Source organism: Streptomyces sp. Y2F8-2, assembly GCF_014905555.1.
GTDB classification, from domain to species: Bacteria; Actinomycetota; Actinomycetes; order Streptomycetales; family Streptomycetaceae; genus Streptomyces; species Streptomyces cynarae.
The window spans coordinates 1,211,383-1,232,491 of sequence record NZ_BNGS01000001.1; the positions used below are offsets into that span (position 1 = coordinate 1,211,383).

Genomic DNA, 21,109 nt, shown 5'->3' on the forward strand with positions numbered 1-21,109 from the left:
ACGTACCCGGCGGCACCGACAATCACCGGTGCGCGGCCCGGCGGCCGGGAGAACGCCTGGTCAGTCCGTGGAGCCGAGCAGGTTCGGGATCTCCTGCGTGGCGTACCAGAGCAGTTCGTGGTCCTCGGCGCCGTCCACGACGAACTGTGCGTCGTCGTCCCCGCGGTCGGCCGCCTCCAGCGCCTGGGCCGCCGCGGTCACGTCCGGCTCCGCGTCGGACGCGTCGACGTGCACGGCGGCCGCCTTGGCCAGCGGCAGGGGGCCGGCGACGCGCACCTCGCCGAGCGCCGCCGGGTCGAGTCCGCGGTCGGGATCGGTGGTCGCCGCGCCGTCGGGGACGTCGACCGCGACCACGACCCGCCGCCGGGGCGTCCCCGGGTCGACCGCCAGCAGGCGCAGGGAGGCGAGCGCGGCCCGGCTCAGCGCCGCGTACTCCAGTTCCTCGATGTCGTCGGACAGGTACCACTCGCGCAGCGCGGGCGTGACGGCGTACGCGACGACCGGTCCGGCGCCCAGCTCGCCCGTCTTGTACGCCTCGGCGAGACCGGAGAGGGTCAGGGGGACGTAGACGCGCATGGCGAGCCGCTTTCGTAGTCGGTCAGGGGTCACCTCAGGATACGTGCGGGCGTCCCCCTTCGGGTCCCGTCCGCGGCCCCGGGGGACGTCAACAGGGGCAGGCACGGCTCACCCTGTGAACCCGGGCCGTCGCCGGGACTTCGCCCCGCCTCTCACCCTGATAGGTGAACTCTCCGGTCGGCCCGGCAGGCTCCCGGCTTCGTTGCGAGGCGGTCGCCCGCACCGTACAAGATCCCCAAGAAGTTACCGACCGGTACTCACCGGCCTCGCGAAACGGGGATCCGCCATGCACAAGGTGATGACCAGGAACCAGGCGATGACCAGGACGAAGCCCGCCCCCGGCGCCCGCCCGCCGGTCCGCCACGACACGCGCCGTCCGGGTGGCGCGCCGCGGCGCGCGGAACCGGGCCGGGGCCCGTCGCGGGCGAGGGCGCTCCAGCGCCCGTCGACCACATCGGCGGGGGCCACGTCGACGGAGGCCGCCTCGGCGAGTGCCGCGTCGGGCAGTGCCCCGTCGGCGACCGCCGTCCCACCGCCCGAGCAGGCCGCCCAGGGGCCGCTCAGGCCCGTGCCGCACGTCCGCCCCACCGATGTCTTCGCCGACCGCCTGCTGTCCGTGCTGAGCGGTCAGCGCCCGGTGCACAGCATGCTCCGGCACACCGTCGGCCGGGCCTACGACGACCTGGCCCGGCTCGCCGAACGCGGCCCGCTCCGCACCCGCGGCACCCGCCCGGTCGTCCGCGACATCGGCTACTACGTCCCGCGCCCCGGCGCCATCGAGGCCTTCGCCCGTATCGGCGCGGGCGACCAGCTCCGCGCGATGGCGTTCCGCCTGGAATGCGGCCGCGACCACCGCTGGCGCTGCACCGCGGTGGAACTGGGCGGACCGCGGGCGCCGCACGGGGACGGCGTGTGACGTACGAACAGGGAGGGGCCGGGCACCCTCGGGTGCCCGGCCCCTCGCCACGCGACGCCGTTGCTTCTCGCGGCCCCGCTACTTCTTGCGGCGCCGCCCGCCCTTGGCCTGCTTGCGGCGCTCGGCACGGGTCAGGCCGTCCGCCTCCGAGCGGACCGGCTCGCCGTCGCTGGCGAAGTCGCCCTCGACGATGCCGCCCTCACCGTCCACGGTCGGCGCGGAGAAGTGCAGCCGCTCGTGGCGCTGCGGGGCCTCCAGGCCCTTGGCGCGGATCTCCGGGCGGGCCGCCTGGGCCGCCACGGCCTCCTCCTTCTCCAGGGAAGGCGCGGCGTCCTCGACGGGGACCTCCTCGACCTGCTGCTCGACCTGGACCTCCAGGTTGAACAGGTAGCCGACGGACTCCTCCTTGATGCCCTCCATCATGGCCTGGAACATGTCGAAGCCCTCGCGCTGGTACTCGACCAGCGGGTCCTTCTGCGCCATGGCGCGCAGACCGATGCCCTCCTGGAGGTAGTCCATCTCGTAGAGGTGCTCGCGCCACTTGCGGTCCAGCACCGACAGCACGACCCGGCGCTCCAGCTCACGCATGATCTCGGAGCCGAGCTGCGCCTCACGCTGCTCGTACTGCTCGTGGATGTCGTCCTTGATGGACTCGGCGATGAACTCGGCGGTCAGACCGGCACGGTCGCCGGCCGCCTCCTCCAGTTCCTCGATGGTGACCTTCACCGGGTAGAGCTGCTTGAAGGCGCCCCACAGCCGGTCCAGGTCCCAGTCCTCCGGGAAGCCCTCCTCGGTCTCCGCGGCGACGTACGCGTCGATCGTGTCGTCCATGAAGTGCTGGATCTGCTCGTGCAGGTCCTCGCCCTCCAGGACGCGGCGCCGCTCGCCGTAGATGACCTCGCGCTGCCGGTTGAGGACCTCGTCGTACTTGAGGACGTTCTTCCGGGTCTCGAAGTTCTGCTGCTCCACCTGGGACTGGGCGGACGCGATCGCGCGCGTGACCATCTTGTTCTCGATCGGCACGTCGTCCGGGACGTTCGCCATCGACATCACGCGCTCGACCATCTGGGCCTTGAACAGGCGCATCAGGTCGTCGCCCAGCGAGAGGTAGAACCGGGACTCGCCCGGGTCACCCTGACGGCCGGAACGACCACGCAGCTGGTTGTCGATACGGCGGGACTCGTGGCGCTCGGTGCCGAGGACGTAGAGGCCGCCGAGGGCCTCGACCTCCTCCTTCTCCGCCTTGACCGCCTGCTCGGCCTTCTCCAGGGCGGCGGGCAGGGCCGCGGCCCACTCCTCGATGTGCTCCTCGGGGTCGAGCCCGCGCTGGCGCAGCTCGGCCTCGGCGAGGTCCTCGGGGTTGCCGCCGAGCTTGATGTCGGTACCACGGCCGGCCATGTTCGTCGCGACGGTCACGGCGCCCTTGCGGCCGGCCTGGGCGACGATCGCCGCCTCGCGCTCGTGGTGCTTGGCGTTCAGCACCTCGTGCTGGATGCCGCGCTTGCTGAGCTGCTGCGAGAGGTATTCGGACTTCTCGACCGAGGTGGTGCCGACCAGGATCGGCTGGCCCTTCTCGTGCTTCTCGGCGATGTCGTCCACGACCGCCTCGAACTTGGCGACCTCGGTGCGGTAGATCAGGTCCGACTGGTCCTTGCGGATCATCGGCTTGTTGGTCGGGATCGGGACGACGCCGAGCTTGTAGATCTGGTGGAACTCGGCGGCCTCGGTCATCGCCGTACCGGTCATGCCGGAGAGCTTCTTGTAGAGGCGGAAGAAGTTCTGCAGGGTGATCGTGGCGAGCGTCTGGTTCTCGTCCTTGATGTCCACCCCTTCCTTCGCCTCGATCGCCTGGTGCATGCCCTCGTTGTAGCGGCGGCCGGCGAGGATACGGCCCGTGTGCTCATCGACGATCATGACCTCGCCGTCGATGACGACGTAGTCCTTGTCGCGCTTGAAGAGCTCCTTGGCCTTGATCGCGTTGTTCAGGTAACCCACCAGCGGGGTGTTCACCGACTCGTAGAGGTTGTCGATGCCCAGCCAGTCCTCGACCTTGCTGACGCCGGACTCGTGGATGGCGACCGTGCGCTTCTTCTCGTCGACGTCGTAGTCGCCGGTCTCCTCGATGCCCTTGAGCGGGTTGCCCGCCTCGCCCTTCTTCAGCCGCGTGACCAGCTTGGCGAAGTCGCCGTACCACTTGGTGGCCTGGTCGGCCGGGCCGGAGATGATCAGCGGCGTACGGGCCTCGTCGACCAGGATGGAGTCCACCTCGTCGACGATCGCGAAGTTGTGCCCGCGCTGGACGAGCTCGTCCTTCGACCACGCCATGTTGTCGCGGAGGTAGTCGAAGCCGAACTCGTTGTTCGTGCCGTAGGTGATGTCGCACGCGTACTGCTCGCGGCGCTCGGCCGGGGTCATGTTGGCGAGGATGCAGCCGACGGACAGACCCAGGAACCTGTGGACGCGGCCCATCATCTCGGAGTCGCGCTCGGCCAGGTAGTCGTTGACCGTGACGATGTGGACGCCATCTCCGGACAGGGCGTTCAGGTACGCGGGGAGCGTGCCGACCAGGGTCTTGCCCTCACCGGTCTTCATCTCGGCCACATAGCCCATGTGCAGGGCGGCACCGCCCATCAACTGCACGTCGTAGTGCCGCTGGCCGAGGACGCGCTTGGCGGCTTCGCGCACGGTGGCGAAGGCCTCGGGGAGCAGGTCGTCGAGGCTCTCGCCGTCGGCGTACCGCTGCTTGTACTCATCGGTGAGGGCCCGCAGCTCGGCGTCGGAGAGGTCGACGAAGTCCTCTTCGATGGAGTTGACCTGGTCCGCGATGCGGTGCAGCTTGCGCAGGATCTTGCCTTCGCCTGCACGCATGATCTTCGAGAGGACGGACACGGGGGTTTGTCTCCTTGCCGGTCGGGCCTGGGACGGTCGGTTAAATGACAGCTTGAGCAACGGCCATCGTAAGCGAGGACCCCGCCGCGCCGGGAGGTCTGCCACCGACAGCCACTAGGACAACGGACGGGCGTGGCGGAAGGTGCCGCGTCCGTGCCACGAAAAGTAACCGTGCAGTCACGACGTGACGAGGCAGGCACGGACGACGGCGTGGCGGGTACGGACAGGGGCGCCGCGGACCGGCACCGGCACCGGCGGCGACCGCGGCCCGGCGTGAGGCGAAAATCATGGCGACCGGGCGGAGGGCCTAGCAGAATCAAGCGATGGACCCCGTCACCCTGACCACCGAACGCCTCCTGCTGCGCACCGTGGGCCCCCAGGACACCGACGCGGTGTACGCGGCAGCCCAGGACCCCGAAATCCAGCGCTGGACCACGATCCCGTCGCCGTACCTGCGTGAACACGCGGAGCTGTTCGTGGAGCAGATCGCTCCGGACGGCTGGAGGGACGCCTCCATGTTCACGTTCGGCGTCTTCCTTCCCTCCGGGGAGCTGGCGGGCATGCTCGGCCTGACGATGCGCTCGCTGGGGGTGGCCGAGGTCGGCTTCTGGGCGACGAAGGAGCACCGGGGCAACGGCTACATCACGGAGGCCACGCTCCGCGCTGCGCACTGGGCGTTCACCCACCTGTCGGTCGACCGCGTGGAGTGGCGGGCGGAGGTCGGCAACGCGGGCTCGCGGGCGGTCGCGGAGCGCGCGGGCTTCACCATCGAGGGGGTGCTGCGGTCCGCGATCAACAACAAGGGGGTGCGCCGGGACTGCTGGGTCGGCTCCCTGCTGCCCTCGGACGTGGGCCTGCCGTCGACGGCGGCGTATCTGCCGGCGCCGGCGCCGGCACCGTAGGCGCGGGCTCTCGCAGCTCGTCCCGCGTTGTCAGTGCCGCCCCCTACGGTGTGACCATGCCGAGTCTCCCCCGTCCCACCATCGAACTGACCGCCGACGAAGCCCGCCGTATCGCCCTGCGGGCGCAGGGCTTCCTAGGTGCTCCCGACCGCAGGGCCGGCGTGCGTGGCCTGCTGCGCCGGCTCGGCGCCGTCCAGCTCGACACCATCTCGGTCCTGGCCCGCTCGCACGAACTCATTCCGTACGCCCGCCTCGGAGCCATAGGCCGCAAGGCGGTCGACTCGGCGTACTGGACGCGTTCGTCCGACGGCCCGTCCACGGCCGGCCCGCACGCGTTCGAGTACTGGTCGCACGCCGCCTGCGTCCTGCCCATCGAGGAGTGGCCCCACTTCGCCTTCCGCCGCCGCGCCTACCGCTCCCGTCCGCACTGGAGCCACACCCTGCCGGACGGCGCCTATGACCAGGTCATCAAGCAACTGCGCACCGAAGGCCCCCTGACGGCCACGGATCTGGGCGGAGCGAAGAAGACCAGCGAGTGGTGGGACTGGTCCGGCACGAAGGTCGCGGTGGAGCGCGCGCTGATGTACGGAGAGGTGGTGTGCGTCGAGCGCCGCGGCTGGAAGCGGGTGTACGACCTGGCCGAGCGCGCCGTCCCCGAGGCGCTGCTGCACGACGAACTGGACGACGCCGAGTGCCTGCGCCGCCTCGTCTCCCTGGCCGGCCGCTCCCTGGGCGTCGGCACACGCGCGGACATCGCGGACTACCACCGTCTCAAGGGCGAACAGGTCGATTCCGTGATCGCGGACTCGGGCCTGGTCCCGGTGACGGTCGAGGGCTGGGGCAAGCCTGCCTGGGCGGATCCGGAGGCGCTGCGGACCCCGCCGCGCGGCCGCCACCGGACGACACTGCTGTCGCCGTTCGACTCGCTGATCTGGGAGCGGGCGCGCACGGAGCGGATCTTCGGCTTCACCCACCGCCTGGAGGCGTACGTCCCCAAGCAGAAGCGGGTGCACGGCTACTTCGCGATGCCGGTCCTCGCCGGCGGCCGGCTGGTCGGCCGGGTGGACCCCGCGCGTGAGGGCCGCACGCTGGTCGCCCGGCAGGTCACGCTGGACGGCGCGAAGGCGGTCCCGTCGGTGGCGCAGGCGCTGCTGGAGGCGGCGAGCTGGGTGGACTGCACCAACGTCCGCGTGGAGCGGGTGGACGCCCCGGAACTGCGCGAGCCGCTCGTCCGGGAGCTGGCCCGTGCCCTGGGCTGATCCCTGGATCGTCCGGGCCCGCTAGCGGATCTCGAGGATCTTCTCCCGCATCGCGTAGACCACGGCCTCCATCCTGGAGTGCAGCTGCAGCTTCTCCAGGATGTTGCGCACGTGGTTCTTCACGGTGTTCTCGGAGATGAACAGCTCCTTGGCGATGTCCCGGTTGTTCATTCCGGTGGCGACGAGCTTGAGGACCTCCAGCTCCCGGTCGGTGAGCCTCGGCGCCGGGACCAGCCGGCGCTCGTCGGTCTTCTGGATCATCGACTTGAACTCGGTGAGGAGCTTCGACGCCATGGAGGGGCTGATCTGCGACTGCCCGTCGGCGACCGCGCGAATGGCGGTGGCCACCTCGTCGGTGGAGATCTCCTTGAGGAGGTAACCCGTGGCGCCCGCCTTGATCGCTTCGTAGAGATCGGCCTCTTCGTCGCTGATCGTCAGCATGATGATCTTGGCGCTGGGTGCCACCTCCTTGATGGAGGTGCATGCCTCGATGCCGCCCCGCTTGGGCATCCGCACGTCCATCAGCACGATGTCCGGCAGCAGATCGGCCGCCTTGTCGACCGCTTCCGCGCCGTCCCCGGCCTCGCCGACGACCTGGATGTCCTCCTCGGCCGCCAGCACGATCTCCAGGCCGCGGCGGAAGAGGGCGTGATCGTCCACGACGAGAACGCGGATCGGCTCCTTGCGTGCAGGGCCCGTCTCCGGGACCGTGCCGGCGACGCCGTCGTCGGCGTTCTCGTCGTGCGTCGGTCCGAAGCTGTCCGCCATGTTCCTCCCCCTGAAGGCTGTGGCCTGTGGTCCTGTGCCATCGCCAACCCAAGGCAACGACCCACCGGTTGAGCCGTTTTGACCATGATTCCATGCCCGGGCGACAGTCAGGTGACAGAGCGCGGCGCGAAGTGGTGGCACACCGGTGCCCCTGGGGGCGCATGGGCTCACCAGGGGCACCGTGTTATGCCATGACCCGGCGGGCTCAGCCGCGGAGCGTTCCGCCGGCGTCGGCCGCCTGTGCCTCGGCCACCATCTGGTCGGTGCTGAGGTGGATGACGCCGTAGTCGTAGGCGTGCCGCCGGTAGACGACGCTGGGTTGCTTGGTCTCGGAGTCGACGAACAGATAGAAGTCGTGCCCGACCAACTCCATTTCGTAGAGCGCCTGGTCGAGTGACATCGGAGACGCGACGTGGGTCTTCTCGCGGACGACGAGGGGGCCTTCGCCCTTCACCTCGAGCGATCCGATCTTCTTGGTCGGCACGGCGTCCGATTCTTCTTCCGGTACGAGGCCGCCGTTGCCGTTGAGCGTCGCGGCACCCGGGACGTGATCGGGCACCTCGGCTGCCGTGAGCCTGCGGACCCCTCGGCGGGTGTGCCGCTTGTCGTGCTGCTTGCGCAGCCGGGCCTCCAGTTTCTCCGCCGCCAGGTCGAGTGCCGCGTAGGGATCACTTGCCGCTGCCTCCGCCCGGATCACCGGACCACGGGAGCGAAGGGTGATCTCCACTCGCTCACAGCGGTCGGCCTGCCGCGGGTTGGGCTCCTTGGACACCTCGACATCGAGGCTGATCACCTTGGCATCCAGCTTCTGGATCTTGTCCAGCTTCAGCTTCTCGGCCACGTGCTTCCGGAACCGCTCGGGCACCTCGGTCTTGCGGCCCTTGACGACGATGTCCACGCAGAACTCCGTTCCCGGATCGCTCCGCTCCCTGGCGGAGCATCTCCCTTGTGCACCAGGCTCCGGCGAGCGCCGGAACCTCGGACTCGGTGACGTCCACCTCCTCCTCCCCCGGGGGCGAGGTCTCCACCCCACCGCTACGGGTGATTTCAGAAAACCCGCAGCACGGCATTCGGACAAGGGAGGGACGGCCTGCGCCTTTCCCTCTCAACCGAACATATCTCGCCCGGACGGATGTCGTCACCCTCTACTGCGGCGTACCTCCGTTCAGGTGAATTGACCTGCTCATTACCTGCAACGAAGCAAGTTCTCGGTCAGTTCCGGTTTGTTTCGAAAGACTCCGGTGAAGCGGCGATCACGGCCGCGCAGATCCCGTCCTGGAGGCCGTTCCCAGCGGCCGTTCCCCACGGCCCCCGGGGCCGGTGCGCCGGTGCCGTCGTCTCCCACGCTCTTCGTTCCCCCCTTGCTTCCCCTGCCACGCGCGCATACACCTCCGTGTCCGCACTACCGGCCTCCGCGAGAGCCGCCCGCACCGCGCGTGCCGCCTCCGTCAGCGAAGCGCCCGTCGTCATCAGGTCGTCGACGAGGACGATCCGCCCACCAGCCAGCAGCCGGGCGCTGCCTGCGGCCACCTCCAGAGCGCCCGCGAGATTGGTCAGCCGCTGCCGGGAGCCGAGCCCCGCCTGGTCGGCCACGGCCCGCCGCTGCCGCAGCACGGCCGCCACCCTGGCCGCCGTCCCGGCCCGGCGCAGCTGCCCCGCCGCCGCGAGCGCGATCCGCCGCGTCGGATCATGCCCCCGCGCCCGCACGGCCCGCCGCGCGGAGGGGACGGGCACGAGCAGCACGGGCGCCGGACCGCCACCGGCGCGCGAGGCCGCCGAGCCGCAGCAGGCCCGCACCGCCCCCGCCAGAGCCGTACCCAGCGGTCCCGCGAGGGTGAGCGCGCCCCGTTCCTTGTGGGACAGGAGCGTGGCGCGGACCGCGCCCTCGTACGGCGCCGCCGCGTGCACCGGGGGCAGGCCCGCCGGCTCCGGCACCGGCCGCACCCGGCGTGGCGCGGTGCTGTGGAGGGCCGCCCGGCACTCCGGGCAGAGCACCGTGCGCGGCCTGCCACAGCCTCCGCACTCGGCCGGCAGTACCAGGTCGGTGAAGTCCTGCCACCACCCCCGCATGGCGACCACTGTGCCCACGCCCGCAGCGGCCTGCCACCCCTGTGGAAAACACACTGTGGACAACCGGGCGGTGGCCGTCGAACCACCGGCGGAGGGCTCTGCTCGGGGCGCGCGGGGTCACCCGGGATAGACCGGCGCCGTCCCCTCCTTGACCACCTTCTGCCACTGAGCCCCCGACGACAGGCGCACGATCCCGTCCTCCGAGTAGGCCACCAGCGGCAGCCGCTCGTCCTCGGACGCCGCTATCTGCTTCACGCCCGTCAGCGAGGCGGGCGGGTAGCCCGCCGGCGTGGAGCCGTCGACCTGCACGTACCGGATCTGCTGCACCCCGCCGGCCTCGCTGCCGACCACCACGAGCCGGCTGTCACCGGCCCACGACATGGCCGTGACCTCCTCCAGCTGCGGAGTCACCGAGTGCAGTTCCAGGATCGACACAGCAGGCTGCCCGCCCCTCTCGCTGTCCCGCTCGATGCGCCCGATCTGCAGGGACGTCTTGCCGTCCTTCTCCACGATCAGTGCGATCCGCACCCCGTCGGCCGCCACCCGCACCGCGTCGATCCGCCCGTCGAGGCCCGGTGTGCGCACCTCCACCGGCGTGCCCGCGCCCTGCTGCAGCATCAGCAGCCGAGGCCGCTTCGGGTCACGGTCGGCCACCCACAGGTCGCCCCCGCCGTCCCAGCTGGGAGTCGTCAGGCGGTCGTCCTTCGACGCGCCGCCGCTGGTCAGCACCGCGTTCCCCAGCGGGGCGCCCGACGTCAGCGAGCCCACGTACAGGTACTCCCCGTCGGCCGAGACGCCGGCAGCGGTGTCCTCGTCCCGCGAGACGGCGGCCGCGCGCAGCGGCTTCTCTCCCTCACCCAACGGGCCCGGCACCGGTTCGGGCTGCTTGGAGCCGCTGCCGCTGGGCAGGCGCACCAGCCGCTGCCTGCCGTCGATGAAGTACTCGTACTCGGGTCGCCGGCCCGTGCCGTGCGAGGCGATGGCCTCGGCCCGGTCCTCGTTGAGCGCGCACAGCTTCATGCCCTTCGACCCGCGCAGCTCCACCTGGCTCACGCCCGTGGGCGTCAGGTCCTGCAGGGTGAACAGCAGCTGCGCCGCCATCCTGTCGCACTGCGTCGCCCCCACCCGGTCGGCCTTGTCGTTGAGCGGCACCGTCAGCTTGTTCTGGTCGTCGGGCGACAGGGAGGTGACGTCCTTCCGCAGTGCCGTGCCCGAGGGGAAGCTGGAGGTCGCCACGGGGTCCAGCCAGCGTGTGGGGCCCTTCAGCAGCGCGCGGACCGTCGAGGTCACCGGGTCCACCTTGCTGCGCACGTACACCGGGTCCGCGACGGTACTCAGCTGTCCGCCCTCTCCCGCGGGCACGTTCGCGGCGTAGTAGTACTTGTTGACCGACACGTAGTTGCGCTGGAAGTCGGACCTGCCCATCACCACGCCCTGCGGCAGCGCGTCGATGCGCCACTGCTCGGTCTTCTTCACCAGCGTCAGGTGCACCGTGGCGCTGTACGTCCCCGAGTCCGGCGTGTAGGCGTGCTGCTCGTCCACCATCGCGAGCTTGGTGCCGGTCAGCGTGTACGCGTAGTCGTCGCCCGCCTCCCGGCTCCGGGTGTGCTCGGGCACCGTGTTCGGCCCGTCGGAGAGCACCGTGGTGGACGCGTCGGGATCCCACCCGCGCGACGCAGCGGCCGTGAGGTACTTGCGCGCCGTCTCGTACTGCGGGTCGTCGCTGGTCAGCGCCTCCAGGAAGCCCTGCACGATCTCCGCCGGCCCGGCGTTCTCACGCGGGGGCATCGCGAAGACGCGGACCTGCGGGTCCTGCCGGGGCGTCGACTCGACCCCCCGCAGATCCCCGCTGTCCGGCATCGAGGCGCACCCGGCCAGCAGCACGGCACCGAAGCCGGCGTACACCCCCCTGAGCAGCGCACGCCGCCGGCCGCCCCCCTCAGCGCCCACGAAACGCCTCCCCTTGCTCACGCTCGTCGGATCCGCCGCCGCCCCTCGGCGGCTCCTGTGCCCTGCCGTCCGGGCGTCGCGCGCCCTCGGCGGGCCGTGGCACCACGCGCGCCCCGTTGCCGGGCATCGCCGTCGGGTCCGCGGTCGGCGTCACGGCCGTCCGCGGCGCGATCGGGTCACGTCCGGCCGCCTTCTCGCCGGTCGACTGCGCCGGCACCATGGCGCGCTTGCCGGAGTCTCCCTGCGGCGGTCCGGCGTCGCTGAGCCCTCGGTTGCGCCGTGAGTCCAGCGGCTCCAGGGGTATCGGGGAGCCCCGCAGCGGCTCGTCCGCGGTCCGCGGCAGCGTCAGCCGGAACTGCGACCCCCCTCCGGGCTCGCCCCACGCCTGCAGCCAGCCGCCGTGCAGCCGCGCGTCCTCCAGGGCGATGGACAGCCCCAGGCCCGTACCGCCGGTGGTACGCGCGCGTGCCGGGTCCGCCCGCCAGAAGCGGCTGAACACCCGGGTCGCCTCCCCGGGCTTGAGCCCCACGCCGTAGTCGCGCACCGCGATCGCGACCGCGCCGCCCGCCGCGGCGAGCTTGACGATGACGTCCTTGCCCTCGCCGTGCTCGACCGCGTTCACGACCAGGTTCCGCAGCACCCGCTCGACACGCCGGGCGTCCGCCTCGGCCACGACCGGCTGCTGGTCGCCGACGACCCGGATCTGCGTGCCCTTGCGCTCGGCGAGCGGCTCGGCCCCGCTCACCACCCGGCGCACGACGTCCCGCAGATCGATCGGCTCGGCATCCAGCGCCGCCGCACCCGCGTCGAACCGGCTGATCTCGAGCAGGTCCGCGAGCAGCGACTCGAACCGGTCCAGCTGGTCGGCGAGCAGTTCCGCCGACCGCGCGGTCACCGGGTCGAAGTCGACGCGCGCCTCGTGGATGACGTCGGCAGCCATCCGCACGGTCGTCAGCGGCGTCCTCAGCTCGTGCGACACGTCCGAGACGAACCGCCGCTGCATCCGCGACAGGTCCTCCAGCTGCTGGATCTTCAGCTGCAGGTTCTGCGCCATCTTGTTGAAGGCCTCGCCCAGGCGCGCGATGTCGTCCTCACCAGTGACCTTCATCCGCTCCTGCAGACGCCCGGCGGACAGCCGTTCGGCGATGCCCGCGGCCATCCGTACGGGAGTGACGACCTGGCGCACCACGAGCCAGGCGATGGCGCCGAGCAGTACGACGACGAAGAGCCCCGCGGTGGCGAGCGTCCCCTTGACCAGGCTGAGGGACTTCTCCTCCTGGGTGAGCGGGAAGAGGTAGTACAGCTGGTACGGATCGCCGTTCGGGTCGTTGATCTGCTTGCCGATGATCAGCGCGGGCTGGGTGGCCCGGCCGTCGGTGTAGACGATGCGGGTGTAGCTCTGGGCCACGCCCATGCCGGCGTCGACGCGCTTGCGCAGGTCCTCCGGCACACTCTGGCTCGGATCCACTTCGCCCGACGCGCGCGGACCGAGACCGCGGTTTTCGTTGTCCGCGGCGGTGGTGCTCAGCGTGACCACGTCGAAGGCGCCCTGACCACCGCTGGACAGGGACTCGACGAGATCGCTCATCCACCCGCTGACGTTCTGCACCGGGTTGTTGCCCGTGCCGGAGTTGTCGTTGCCGTCGCTCGCGCTGGCCGCGCTGTCGGCCCTCTGCCCGGCGACGGTGAACCCGCCGACGGCCTGGCTCTGCGACGCCTTCACCTTGGCGTCCAGCAGACCGTTGCGGACCTGCCCGATGACGACGAAGCCCAGCAGCAGCACCACGCCGAGCGACATCAGCAGAGTCGTGACGACGATCCGCAGCTGGATGTTGCGCCGCCACAGCCGCATCATCGGCAGCAGCGGGCGGCGCACCCAGCGCATGACGAGCCGGAGGACCGGGCTGCCGTGGACTCCGCCCTGAAGCAGCCCGCCCTCGAAGAACCGTTCCCACCCCGAGCGCGTCGTGCGCCGACCGACAGGCCGCCCCGGGTGGGCTCCGGGCCGGCCGGGCGCCGGAGCGGCACTGCCCTGGGTCATGGTCAGCTCGGCCCGGCCTTGTAACCGACGCCGCGAACGGTCACGACGATCTCCGGCTTCTCCGGGTCTTTCTCGACCTTCGAACGCAGCCGCTGGACGTGCACGTTCACCAGGCGGGTGTCCGCGGCGTGGCGGTAGCCCCACACCTGCTCCAGCAGGACCTCGCGGGTGAACACCTGCCACGGCTTGCGCGCCAGCGCCACCAGCAGGTCGAACTCCAGCGGGGTCAGCGCGATCGACTGCCCGTCGCGCTTCACCGAGTGACCCGCCACGTCGATGACGAGGTCACCGATGGCGAGCTGCTCCGGCGCAGGCTCCTCCGACCTGCGAAGCCGCGCCCGGATGCGCGCCACGAGCTCCTTCGGTTTGAAGGGCTTCACGATGTAGTCGTCCGCGCCGGACTCGAGGCCCACCACCACGTCCACGGTGTCGCTCTTGGCGGTGAGCATCACGATCGGCACACCGGACTCCGCCCTGATCAGACGGCACACCTCGATGCCGTCCCGACCCGGCAGCATCAGGTCGAGCAGCACCAGGTCGGGCTTGGTCTCACGGAAGGCGGCCAGCGCCTTGTCACCGTCGGCTACGAAAGACGGCTCAAAACCTTCACCACGCAGCACGATGCCGAGCATCTCGGCCAGTGCGGTGTCGTCGTCGACGACAAGGACTCGTCCCTTCATGGACCACATCATCCCATTAACTAAATCGTTACCTGGCGTGACCTGTCACACAGCGCAGCGAGTGAATCGGCCGTCACAGGCGACGCGACGCCCTCCTCGGTGACGATCGCCGTCACCAGTTCCGGAGGCGTCACGTCGAACGCCGGGTTGTACGCCTGGGTCCCGAGGGGTGCCACAGGTATCCCGCCTCCCGCTTCCGCTCCAGCCACCTGCACCTGAGGTGCGGTGAACTCTGTCACCTCGTGCCCGGGCCGCTGCTCCACCTCGATGGACGCCCCGTCCGGTGTCTCCGGATCCACCGTCGTCACCGGCGCCACCACGATGAACGGCACGTGGTGGTACCGGGCCAGCACAGCGAGCGGGTAGCTCCCCACCTTGTTCGCGACCGAGCCGTCGGCCGCGATCCGGTCCGCCCCGATGAGTACCGCGTCCACCTCGCCCGCGGCGAACAGCGAGCCCGCCGCGTTGTCCGTGAGCAAGGTGTACGCCATCCCGTTGCGGGCCGCCTCGTACGCCGTCAGTCGAGCACCTTGCAGCAACGGACGCGTCTCGTCCACCCACAGCCTGCGCAGCCGCCCCGCCCGGTGTGCGGCCAGTGCCACCGCGAACGCCGTGCCCTCCCCGCCCGACACCAGCGCACCCGTGTTGCAATGCGTGAGCAGGCGGTGCCCGCCGCCCGGGAGCAGCTCGTCCAGCAGCTCCAAGCCGTGCCGCGCCATCCGCGCACTGGCCTCGGCGTCCTCACGGTGCAGCGCCCGCGCGGCGGCGAGCGCCGCCTCGGCGGCCTGCCGCAGGTCACCGCCGTCGGCGAGCGCGGCCCGGTACGCGGCCCGGGCCCTGCGCACGCCGACGGCGAGGTTCACCGCGGTGGGCCGGGCGCCCGCGAGCGCGGCGGCGGCCTCGTCCACGTCGAAACCGCGCGCGGCGGCGAGCGCGACACCGTACGCCCCGGCGATCCCGAGCAGCGGTGCCCCGCGCACGGCGAGCGTACGGATCGCGTCCACGAGCGCGGGCGCGTCCGTGCACACGAGCTCCACCTCCTCGGCCGGCAGCCTTCTCTGGTCGAGAAGCGCCAGAACCGGGCCTTCGGGCGGCTCGTCCCAGCGGATCGCCGGTATCGCAGCCGCCCCGTTTTCCTCGCCGGATCGCGCGTACTGATCAGCCATGCGGTCAGTCTGCCCCGTACACCGCCGACTATTGAAGGCATGCTGCGCGCACCACCCCCGGTTCCCCGGCGGACACACCGTGGCACGATGGCTGCCAACCCGCCGCCGCGACCGCGGACGGGCACCGTGAAGGAGCGACGATGAACGACACTCCGGGCTGGGCCTCGCCCGGATCTTCCCCCTCCGACGGGCGGCAGCCGGACACCTCCGGCGCGCAGACCCCGGAGCAGCCCTCGGACCAGAGCGGTACCGATCAGCCGCAGCCGTCGGGCAAGTGGTCCAAGGCGCAGCCCCCGCCCGGACAGTGGACCGCTCCTCAGCCTCACGGCCCCGGCCAGGCCCCGCCATCGCCTCCGCCCGGCCCGGGCTGGGGCACCCGCCCTCCCACCGCTCCCGGCGGCTACGCAGGGCCCGGCGACGGCTGGGGCGCCCCGCAGCAAGGGTTCGGCGGCAACGGAAGCTGGGGCGGTGCCTGGGGTCCTCCGCCCGCGGCCAGGCCCGGTGTCATCCCCCTGCGCCCGCTCGGCGTCGGCGAGATCCTCGACGGCGCGGTCTCCACCATGCGCACCTACTGGCGCACGGTTCTCGGCATCTCGCTGACCGTCGCGGTCGTCACGGAGACCGTCGTCATCCTGCTGCAGGGCCTCGTCCTGAACGACACCACCGACACGAACACCCTCAACGACCCCAGCGCCTCCATGACCGAGGTGAGCCGCGCCCTGGGCGACGCGCTGCTGGGCTCCGCCGTGGTCATGCTGCTGGTGCTGCTCGGCACGATCATCGCCACGGCCCTGCTCACGGCCGTCACCAGCAGGGCGGTGCTCGGCAGGCCGGTGACCGCCGCCGAGGCCTGGCGCGACGCCCGCCCGCAGCTCGCCCGGCTCGGCGGGCTCACGATCCTGCTGCCCCTCATGGGCATGTCGATCGTCGCCGTGGGCACACTGCCCGGCGTCCTCATCGTCTGGTCCGGGTCCACCGCGGCGGGCGTGTCGCTGGCCGTCCTCGGCGGCCTCGGCGCCAGTGTGGTCGCTCTGTGGATCCTCATCCGTTTCTCGCTCGCCTCGCCCGCGCTGATGCTGGAGAAGCAGAGCATCCGCAAGGCGATGAGCCGCTCCGTGAAGCTGGTGCGCGGCTCGTGGTGGCGGGTCTTCGGCATCCAGTTGCTCGCGCAGCTCATCGCGGGCATCGTGGCGTCGATCGTCGTCATCCCCTTCGCCTTCCTGGCCGGGGTGTTCAGCGGCGACGGCCTCGGCAGCCTCATGGGCGGCTCCACCGGCAGCCCCGGCTGGGCGTTTCTCATCGTCAGCGGCCTCGGCTCGGTGATCGGGCGCATGATCACGTTTCCGATCACCGCGGGCGTCACCGTGCTGCTCTACATCGACCAGCGCATCCGCCGCGAGGCCCTCGACCTCGAGCTGGCCCGCGCCGCCGGCCTGCAGGACTACGGCTCCGGCGTCCCCGGCACCACCGCGGGGAGCTGACGGGGTGAGACCGACGGGGGGAGCACTGAGAGCCGCACCGCTGCTGTGGCGCTCGGGCGACGGACCACCGGTGACGATCCCGCGCGACCCCGCGCGTGAGGCGGCCCGGCGGGAGCTGTCCAAACGGATGTACCACGAGCACGACCCGGGCCTGCTGCAGCGCGCCCTGAACGCCTTCTGGGACTGGCTGGACCGGCTCTTCGCCGAGGCCTCCACCGCGACGCCCGGCGGCCCCGTCGGCCTCCTCGTCATCGTGGTGGTGGTCGTGGCGCTCGTCGCGGCCCTGTGGTGGCGCCTGGGCACCCCGCGCCGCATGCCCACCTCGTCCGCCACGCTCTTCGACGACCGCCCCCGCAGCGCCGCCGAACACCGGGCGGCCGCCGAGGCGCACGCCGCCCAGGGCCACTGGAACCAGGCCGTCCAGGAACGCATGCGCGCCGTCGTCCGCTCCCTGGAGGAACGCGCCCTCCTCGACACCCGCCCGGGGCGCACCGCCGACGAGGCGGCATCCGAGGCCGGCCGCGCCCTCCCCGACCACGCGGACCGGCTGCGCGCCGCCGCCCGGGACTTCGACGACGTCACATACGGCGGCCGGGCCGCGGGCGAAGGAACGTACCGCCGGCTCGCCGCCCTCGACGACGACCTGGAACGCGCCAAGCCCCACCTCACCGAGAACGCCCCCAGCGCGGCCCACAACACCCGCCAGGGAGCCCCCGGATGACCGCCGAGGCCGCAGTCGCATCCACGTCGGCCTCGCCCACCGTGCGCCAGGGGTGGACCCGGGCACGCGGTGTGCTCCTCGCCGTCGTCATCCTGCTGGCCGGCGCCCTCGTGATCGCCGTCATCCGATCCGGGGACCGACACGGCCGCCTCGACCCGCGCTCCGCCGACCCCTCCGGCAGCCACGCCGTCGCCCGGCTCCTCGCCGACCGGGGCGTGTCCACGCGCGTGGTCACCACCCTCGACGAGGCGCGCGCCGCCGCCGGCACCGACACCACGCTCCTGGTCGCCGCCCCCGAGCAGTTGACGCACCGTCAACAGGGCCTGCTGCACCAGGCGACGCAGAGCTCCGGCGGCCGGACGATCCTCGTCGCTCCGGAGACGTCCACCGGCACGCTGGCTCCCGGCGTCTCCGCCGACCCCGCCGTCAGCTTCGAATCGACACTGGCGCCGGCCTGCGACCTGCCCGAGGCCCGGCGAGCGGGCACCGCCGACACGGGCGGGGTCCGCTACCGCACGAGCGACGCACACGCGGAGCGCTGCTACCCCGGCGAGGGCCTGCCCACCCTGGTGCGCATCCCGGCCGCATCCGGAGCCGGAGACACCGTCGTCCTCGGCGCGCCCGACATCCTGTACAACAACCGTCTCGGCGAGCAGGGCAACGCCTCGCTCGCCCTGCAACTGCTCGGCTCGCGCTCCCACTTGGTCTGGTACCTCCCCTCGCTCTCCGACACCTCGGCCACCGACTCGGGCGGCCAGAGCTTCCTCGACCTGCTCCCCTCGGGCTGGCTGTGGGGCACGCTCCAGCTCTTCATCGCCGCAGCCCTCGCCGCCCTGTGGCGGGCACGCCGATTCGGCCCACTCGTCCCCGAAAAACTCCCCGTCGCGATCCGCGCCTCCGAAACCGTCGAAGGCCGCGCCCGCCTCTACCGCAAAGCCGACGCCCGCGACCGCGCGGCCGACGCTCTGCGCTCCACCACCCGCACCCGTCTCGCCCCCCTCGTAGGCGTCCCCCTCGCCCAGGCGCACGCGCCCGAGGCCCTGCTCCCCGCGCTGTCCGCCCATCTGCACGGCGACGGACAGTCCCTGCACTCCCTCCTCTTCGGCCCGCCGCCCGGCGACGACGCGGCCCTGATCGCCCTCGCCGACCAACTCGACGCCCTCGAAAGAGAGGTACGCCGTCCATGATGGACCCGACCACTGACAACGCCGGGATCGCCGGGGATCCGGGCGCAGCCCGCGCCTCCCTGGAGGCCCTGCGCGCCGAGATCGCCAAGGCCGTGGTCGGCCAGGACCCCGCCGTGACCGGCCTCGTCGTCGCCCTGCTGTGCCGTGGGCACGTCCTGCTGGAAGGGGTCCCCGGCGTCGCCAAGACACTGCTGGTCCGCGCGCTCGCGTCAGCCCTCGAACTCGACACCAAGCGTGTGCAGTTCACACCGGACCTGATGCCGAGCGACGTCACGGGCTCTCTCGTCTACGACGCCCGCAGCGCCGAGTTCTCCTTCCAGCCAGGCCCCGTCTTCACCAATCTCCTCCTCGCGGACGAAATCAACCGCACGCCGCCCAAAACCCAGTCGTCCCTCCTCGAAGCCATGGAGGAGCGCCAGGTCACGGTCGACGGCACCCCGCGCCCGCTCCCCGAGCCGTTCCTGGTCGCCGCGACGCAGAACCCGGTCGAGTACGAGGGGACGTACCCCCTCCCCGAGGCCCAACTTGACCGCTTCCTGCTCAAGCTGACGATCCCTCTGCCGTCCCGCCAGGACGAGATCGACGTCCTCACCCGCCACGCCGCAGGCTTCAACCCGCGCGACCTGCGCGCCGCCGGCGTACGCCCCGTGGCGACCGCCGAGGACCTCGAGGCCGCACGTGCCGCCGTCGCCAAGACGACCGTTTCTCCCGAGATCACCGCCTACGTCGTGGACATCTGCCGGGCCACCCGCGAATCCCCGTCCCTCACGCTCGGCGTGTCACCTCGCGGTGCCACGGCCCTGCTCGCCACATCCCGAGCATGGGCCTGGCTGACGGGCCGTGACTACGTCATCCCCGACGACGTGAAGGCACTCGCCCTTCCGACACTCCGTCACCGCGTCCAGCTCCGCCCCGAGGCGGAGATGGAAGGAGTGACCACCGACTCGGTCATCAACGCGATCCTCGCCCACGTCCCCGTCCCCCGCTGATGGCACTCACCGGACGCGCCGCGCTCCTCGCGGCACTCGGCACCCTCCCGGTCGGCATCTGGGACCCCAGCTGGACAGGTGTCCTCGCCGTCAACGGCTCCCTCGCACTGGCGTGCGCCTGCGACTTCGCACTGGCCGCGCCGGTACGCCGACTGGGCCTGACCCGCTCCGGCGACGCCTCCGTACGCCTGGGGGACACGGTCGACGTGACGCTCACGGTCACCAACCCGTCAGGACGGCCGCTGCGCGCCCGCCTACGCGACGCCTGGCCGCCCAGCAGCTGGCACCCTGGAACCGAAGTGACCGCCTCCCGCCACGTTCTGACGGTCCCTCCGGGCGAGCGCCGCCGCGTGACGACCCGTCTTAGGCCCACCCGCCGAGGCGACCGCCAAGCCGACCGCGTCACGATCCGTTCGTACGGGCCACTCGGCCTCTTCTCCCGCCAAGGGACCCACAAAGTCCCCTGGACGGTCCGGGTTCTGCCTCCCTTCACCAGCCGCAAGCACCTTCCCGCCAAACTGGCTCGCCTGCGGGAACTCGACGGCCGCACCAGCGTGCTGACGCGCGGCGAGGGCACGGAGTTCGACAGCCTGCGCGAATACGTCCCCGGGGACGACACCCGTTCCATCGACTGGCGCGCCACGGCACGGCACAACTCGGTCGCGGTGCGCACGTGGCGGCCCGAACGCGACCGGCACATCCTGCTGGTCCTGGACACGGGCCGTACCTCAGCCGGCCGGGTCGACGACGCCCCGCGCCTGGACGCCTCCATGGACGCGGCGCTGCTGCTGGCCGCGCTGGCGACCCGTGCAGGAGACCGCGTGGACCTGCTCGCCTACGACCGCAGGGTGCGCGCTCTGGTCCAGGGACGTGCCGCCGGCGACGTCCTGCCGTCGCTGGTCAACGCGATGGCGACGCTGGAGCCCGAACTCGTGGAAACGGACGCCCGCGGTCTCACGGCTACGGCACTACGGTCGGCACCCCGGCGCTCGTTGATCGTCCTGCTGACCACACTGGACACGGCTCCCATCGAAGAGGGCTTCCTTCCGGTACTGCCCCAGCTCACCCAACGCCATACGGTGCTGCTGGCGTCGGTGGGCGATCCGCACATCGCCCGCATGGCGACCGCCCGCGGCAGCACGGAGGCGGTGTACGAGGCCGCTGCGGCGGCCCAGGCCCATGCGGAACGGACACGCATGGCCGAGCGGCTGCGGCGTCACGGGGTGACGGTCGTGGACGCGACGCCGGAGGATCTGGCGCCGGCGGTGGCGGACGCGTATTTGGCGCTGAAGGCGGCGGGGCGGCTCTGAGCCCAGAGGGGCGTGAGCCCGCGGCCTTCACCGCCCCTTCCCCTCGCCCCTCCGCCACGTCCTTTGTCTTTGTTCTTTGTCCTTGTCTTTAACCTTTAACGCAGAAAACCCCCGTGCTGAATAGCACGGGGGTTTTCTCAAGAATTGTTCGGCGGTGTCCTACTCTCCCACAGGGTCCCCCCTGCAGTACCATCGGCGCTGTAA

Annotated in this window: 17 protein-coding genes; 8 read left to right on the forward strand and 9 right to left on the reverse strand. The window is 71.5% G+C overall.

The features are described 5' to 3' along the window. Nucleotides 1-60: 60 nt before the first annotated feature. A complete protein-coding gene (locus tag SY2F82_RS05405; protein ID WP_200417822.1) occupies nucleotides 61-576 on the reverse strand; it encodes a hypothetical protein in 516 nt (171 codons plus the stop codon). A 316-nt stretch (nucleotides 577-892) separates the two neighbouring features. On the opposite strand from SY2F82_RS05405, the gene SY2F82_RS05410 reads away from it, so the two are divergent. Beyond that, nucleotides 893-1,492: an Rv3235 family protein gene (locus SY2F82_RS05410; RefSeq protein ID WP_236041154.1), complete on the forward strand. Its 600-nt coding sequence runs from the start codon at nucleotides 893-895 to the stop codon at nucleotides 1,490-1,492. 78 nt (nucleotides 1,493-1,570) lie between these two features. Here SY2F82_RS05410 and secA read toward each other — a convergent pair whose 3' ends face one another. Continuing rightward, on the reverse strand, nucleotides 1,571-4,381 hold the full coding sequence (secA, locus tag SY2F82_RS05415; RefSeq protein WP_200417730.1) for a preprotein translocase subunit SecA: 2,811 nt from the start codon (nucleotides 4,379-4,381) through the stop codon (nucleotides 1,571-1,573). 323 nt (nucleotides 4,382-4,704) lie between these two features. Between secA and SY2F82_RS05420 the strand changes: the two genes are divergently transcribed. Together SY2F82_RS05420 and SY2F82_RS05425 are read left to right on the forward strand one after the other, a co-directional pair. Further along, on the forward strand, nucleotides 4,705-5,283 hold the full coding sequence (locus SY2F82_RS05420) for a GNAT family N-acetyltransferase (RefSeq protein ID WP_200417731.1): 579 nt from the start codon (nucleotides 4,705-4,707) through the stop codon (nucleotides 5,281-5,283). A 56-nt stretch (nucleotides 5,284-5,339) separates the two neighbouring features. Beyond that, nucleotides 5,340-6,542: a winged helix-turn-helix domain-containing protein gene (locus SY2F82_RS05425; RefSeq protein WP_200417732.1), complete on the forward strand. Its 1,203-nt coding sequence runs from the start codon at nucleotides 5,340-5,342 to the stop codon at nucleotides 6,540-6,542. A gap of 21 nt (nucleotides 6,543-6,563) precedes the next feature. Here SY2F82_RS05425 and SY2F82_RS05430 read toward each other — a convergent pair whose 3' ends face one another. The 7 genes from SY2F82_RS05430 to mtnA all read right to left on the reverse strand — a co-directional run bounded on the left by SY2F82_RS05430 (nucleotide 6,564) and on the right by mtnA (nucleotide 15,217). Then, nucleotides 6,564-7,310: a response regulator transcription factor gene (locus SY2F82_RS05430; RefSeq protein ID WP_200417733.1), complete on the reverse strand. Its 747-nt coding sequence runs from the start codon at nucleotides 7,308-7,310 to the stop codon at nucleotides 6,564-6,566. A gap of 205 nt (nucleotides 7,311-7,515) precedes the next feature. Further along, on the reverse strand, nucleotides 7,516-8,208 hold the full coding sequence (gene hpf / locus SY2F82_RS05435; protein WP_200417734.1) for a ribosome hibernation-promoting factor, HPF/YfiA family: 693 nt from the start codon (nucleotides 8,206-8,208) through the stop codon (nucleotides 7,516-7,518). Nucleotides 8,209-8,522: 314 nt separating this feature from the next. Beyond that, entirely contained in the window at nucleotides 8,523-9,380 is an 858-nt protein-coding gene (locus tag SY2F82_RS05440; RefSeq protein WP_200417823.1) for a ComF family protein, read from the reverse strand. A 117-nt stretch (nucleotides 9,381-9,497) separates the two neighbouring features. Further along, complete coding sequence (locus SY2F82_RS05445) at nucleotides 9,498-11,330, reverse strand: LpqB family beta-propeller domain-containing protein (protein ID WP_374707124.1); 1,833 nt, start codon at nucleotides 11,328-11,330, stop codon at nucleotides 9,498-9,500. Then, complete coding sequence (mtrB, locus tag SY2F82_RS05450; protein WP_200417735.1) at nucleotides 11,320-13,371, reverse strand: MtrAB system histidine kinase MtrB; 2,052 nt, start codon at nucleotides 13,369-13,371, stop codon at nucleotides 11,320-11,322. Before mtrB ends, SY2F82_RS05445 begins: the two co-directional genes overlap by 11 nt. Nucleotides 13,372-13,373: 2 nt before the next feature. Then, a complete protein-coding gene (mtrA, locus tag SY2F82_RS05455; RefSeq protein ID WP_200417736.1) occupies nucleotides 13,374-14,063 on the reverse strand; it encodes a two-component system response regulator MtrA in 690 nt (229 codons plus the stop codon). Nucleotides 14,064-14,071: 8 nt separating this feature from the next. After that, nucleotides 14,072-15,217: an S-methyl-5-thioribose-1-phosphate isomerase gene (gene mtnA / locus SY2F82_RS05460; RefSeq protein ID WP_200417737.1), complete on the reverse strand. Its 1,146-nt coding sequence runs from the start codon at nucleotides 15,215-15,217 to the stop codon at nucleotides 14,072-14,074. Nucleotides 15,218-15,357: 140 nt separating this feature from the next. Between mtnA and SY2F82_RS05465 the strand changes: the two genes are divergently transcribed. From SY2F82_RS05465 to SY2F82_RS05485, 5 genes are read left to right on the forward strand one after another with little or no spacing between them, the layout of a single operon-like run. Beyond that, nucleotides 15,358-16,698 (forward strand): glycerophosphoryl diester phosphodiesterase membrane domain-containing protein, encoded by a 1,341-nt coding sequence (locus SY2F82_RS05465; RefSeq protein ID WP_200417738.1) that lies wholly within the window; start codon nucleotides 15,358-15,360, stop codon nucleotides 16,696-16,698. Nucleotides 16,699-16,702: 4 nt separating this feature from the next. Continuing rightward, nucleotides 16,703-17,419, forward strand: coding sequence for a DUF4129 domain-containing protein (locus SY2F82_RS05470; protein WP_200417739.1), 717 nt, complete (start codon nucleotides 16,703-16,705; stop codon nucleotides 17,417-17,419). Further along, a complete protein-coding gene (locus SY2F82_RS05475; protein WP_200417740.1) occupies nucleotides 17,416-18,606 on the forward strand; it encodes a DUF4350 domain-containing protein in 1,191 nt (396 codons plus the stop codon). The genes SY2F82_RS05470 and SY2F82_RS05475 overlap by 4 nt, the downstream gene beginning before the upstream one ends. Beyond that, the gene (locus SY2F82_RS05480) at nucleotides 18,606-19,595 is read left to right on the forward strand and encodes an AAA family ATPase (RefSeq protein ID WP_374707128.1); all 990 of its coding nucleotides are present in this window, start codon (nucleotides 18,606-18,608) and stop codon (nucleotides 19,593-19,595) included. Before SY2F82_RS05475 ends, SY2F82_RS05480 begins: the two co-directional genes overlap by 1 nt. Further along, on the forward strand, nucleotides 19,595-20,905 hold the full coding sequence (locus SY2F82_RS05485; RefSeq protein ID WP_200417742.1) for a DUF58 domain-containing protein: 1,311 nt from the start codon (nucleotides 19,595-19,597) through the stop codon (nucleotides 20,903-20,905). Before SY2F82_RS05480 ends, SY2F82_RS05485 begins: the two co-directional genes overlap by 1 nt. Nucleotides 20,906-21,109 lie beyond the last annotated feature (204 nt).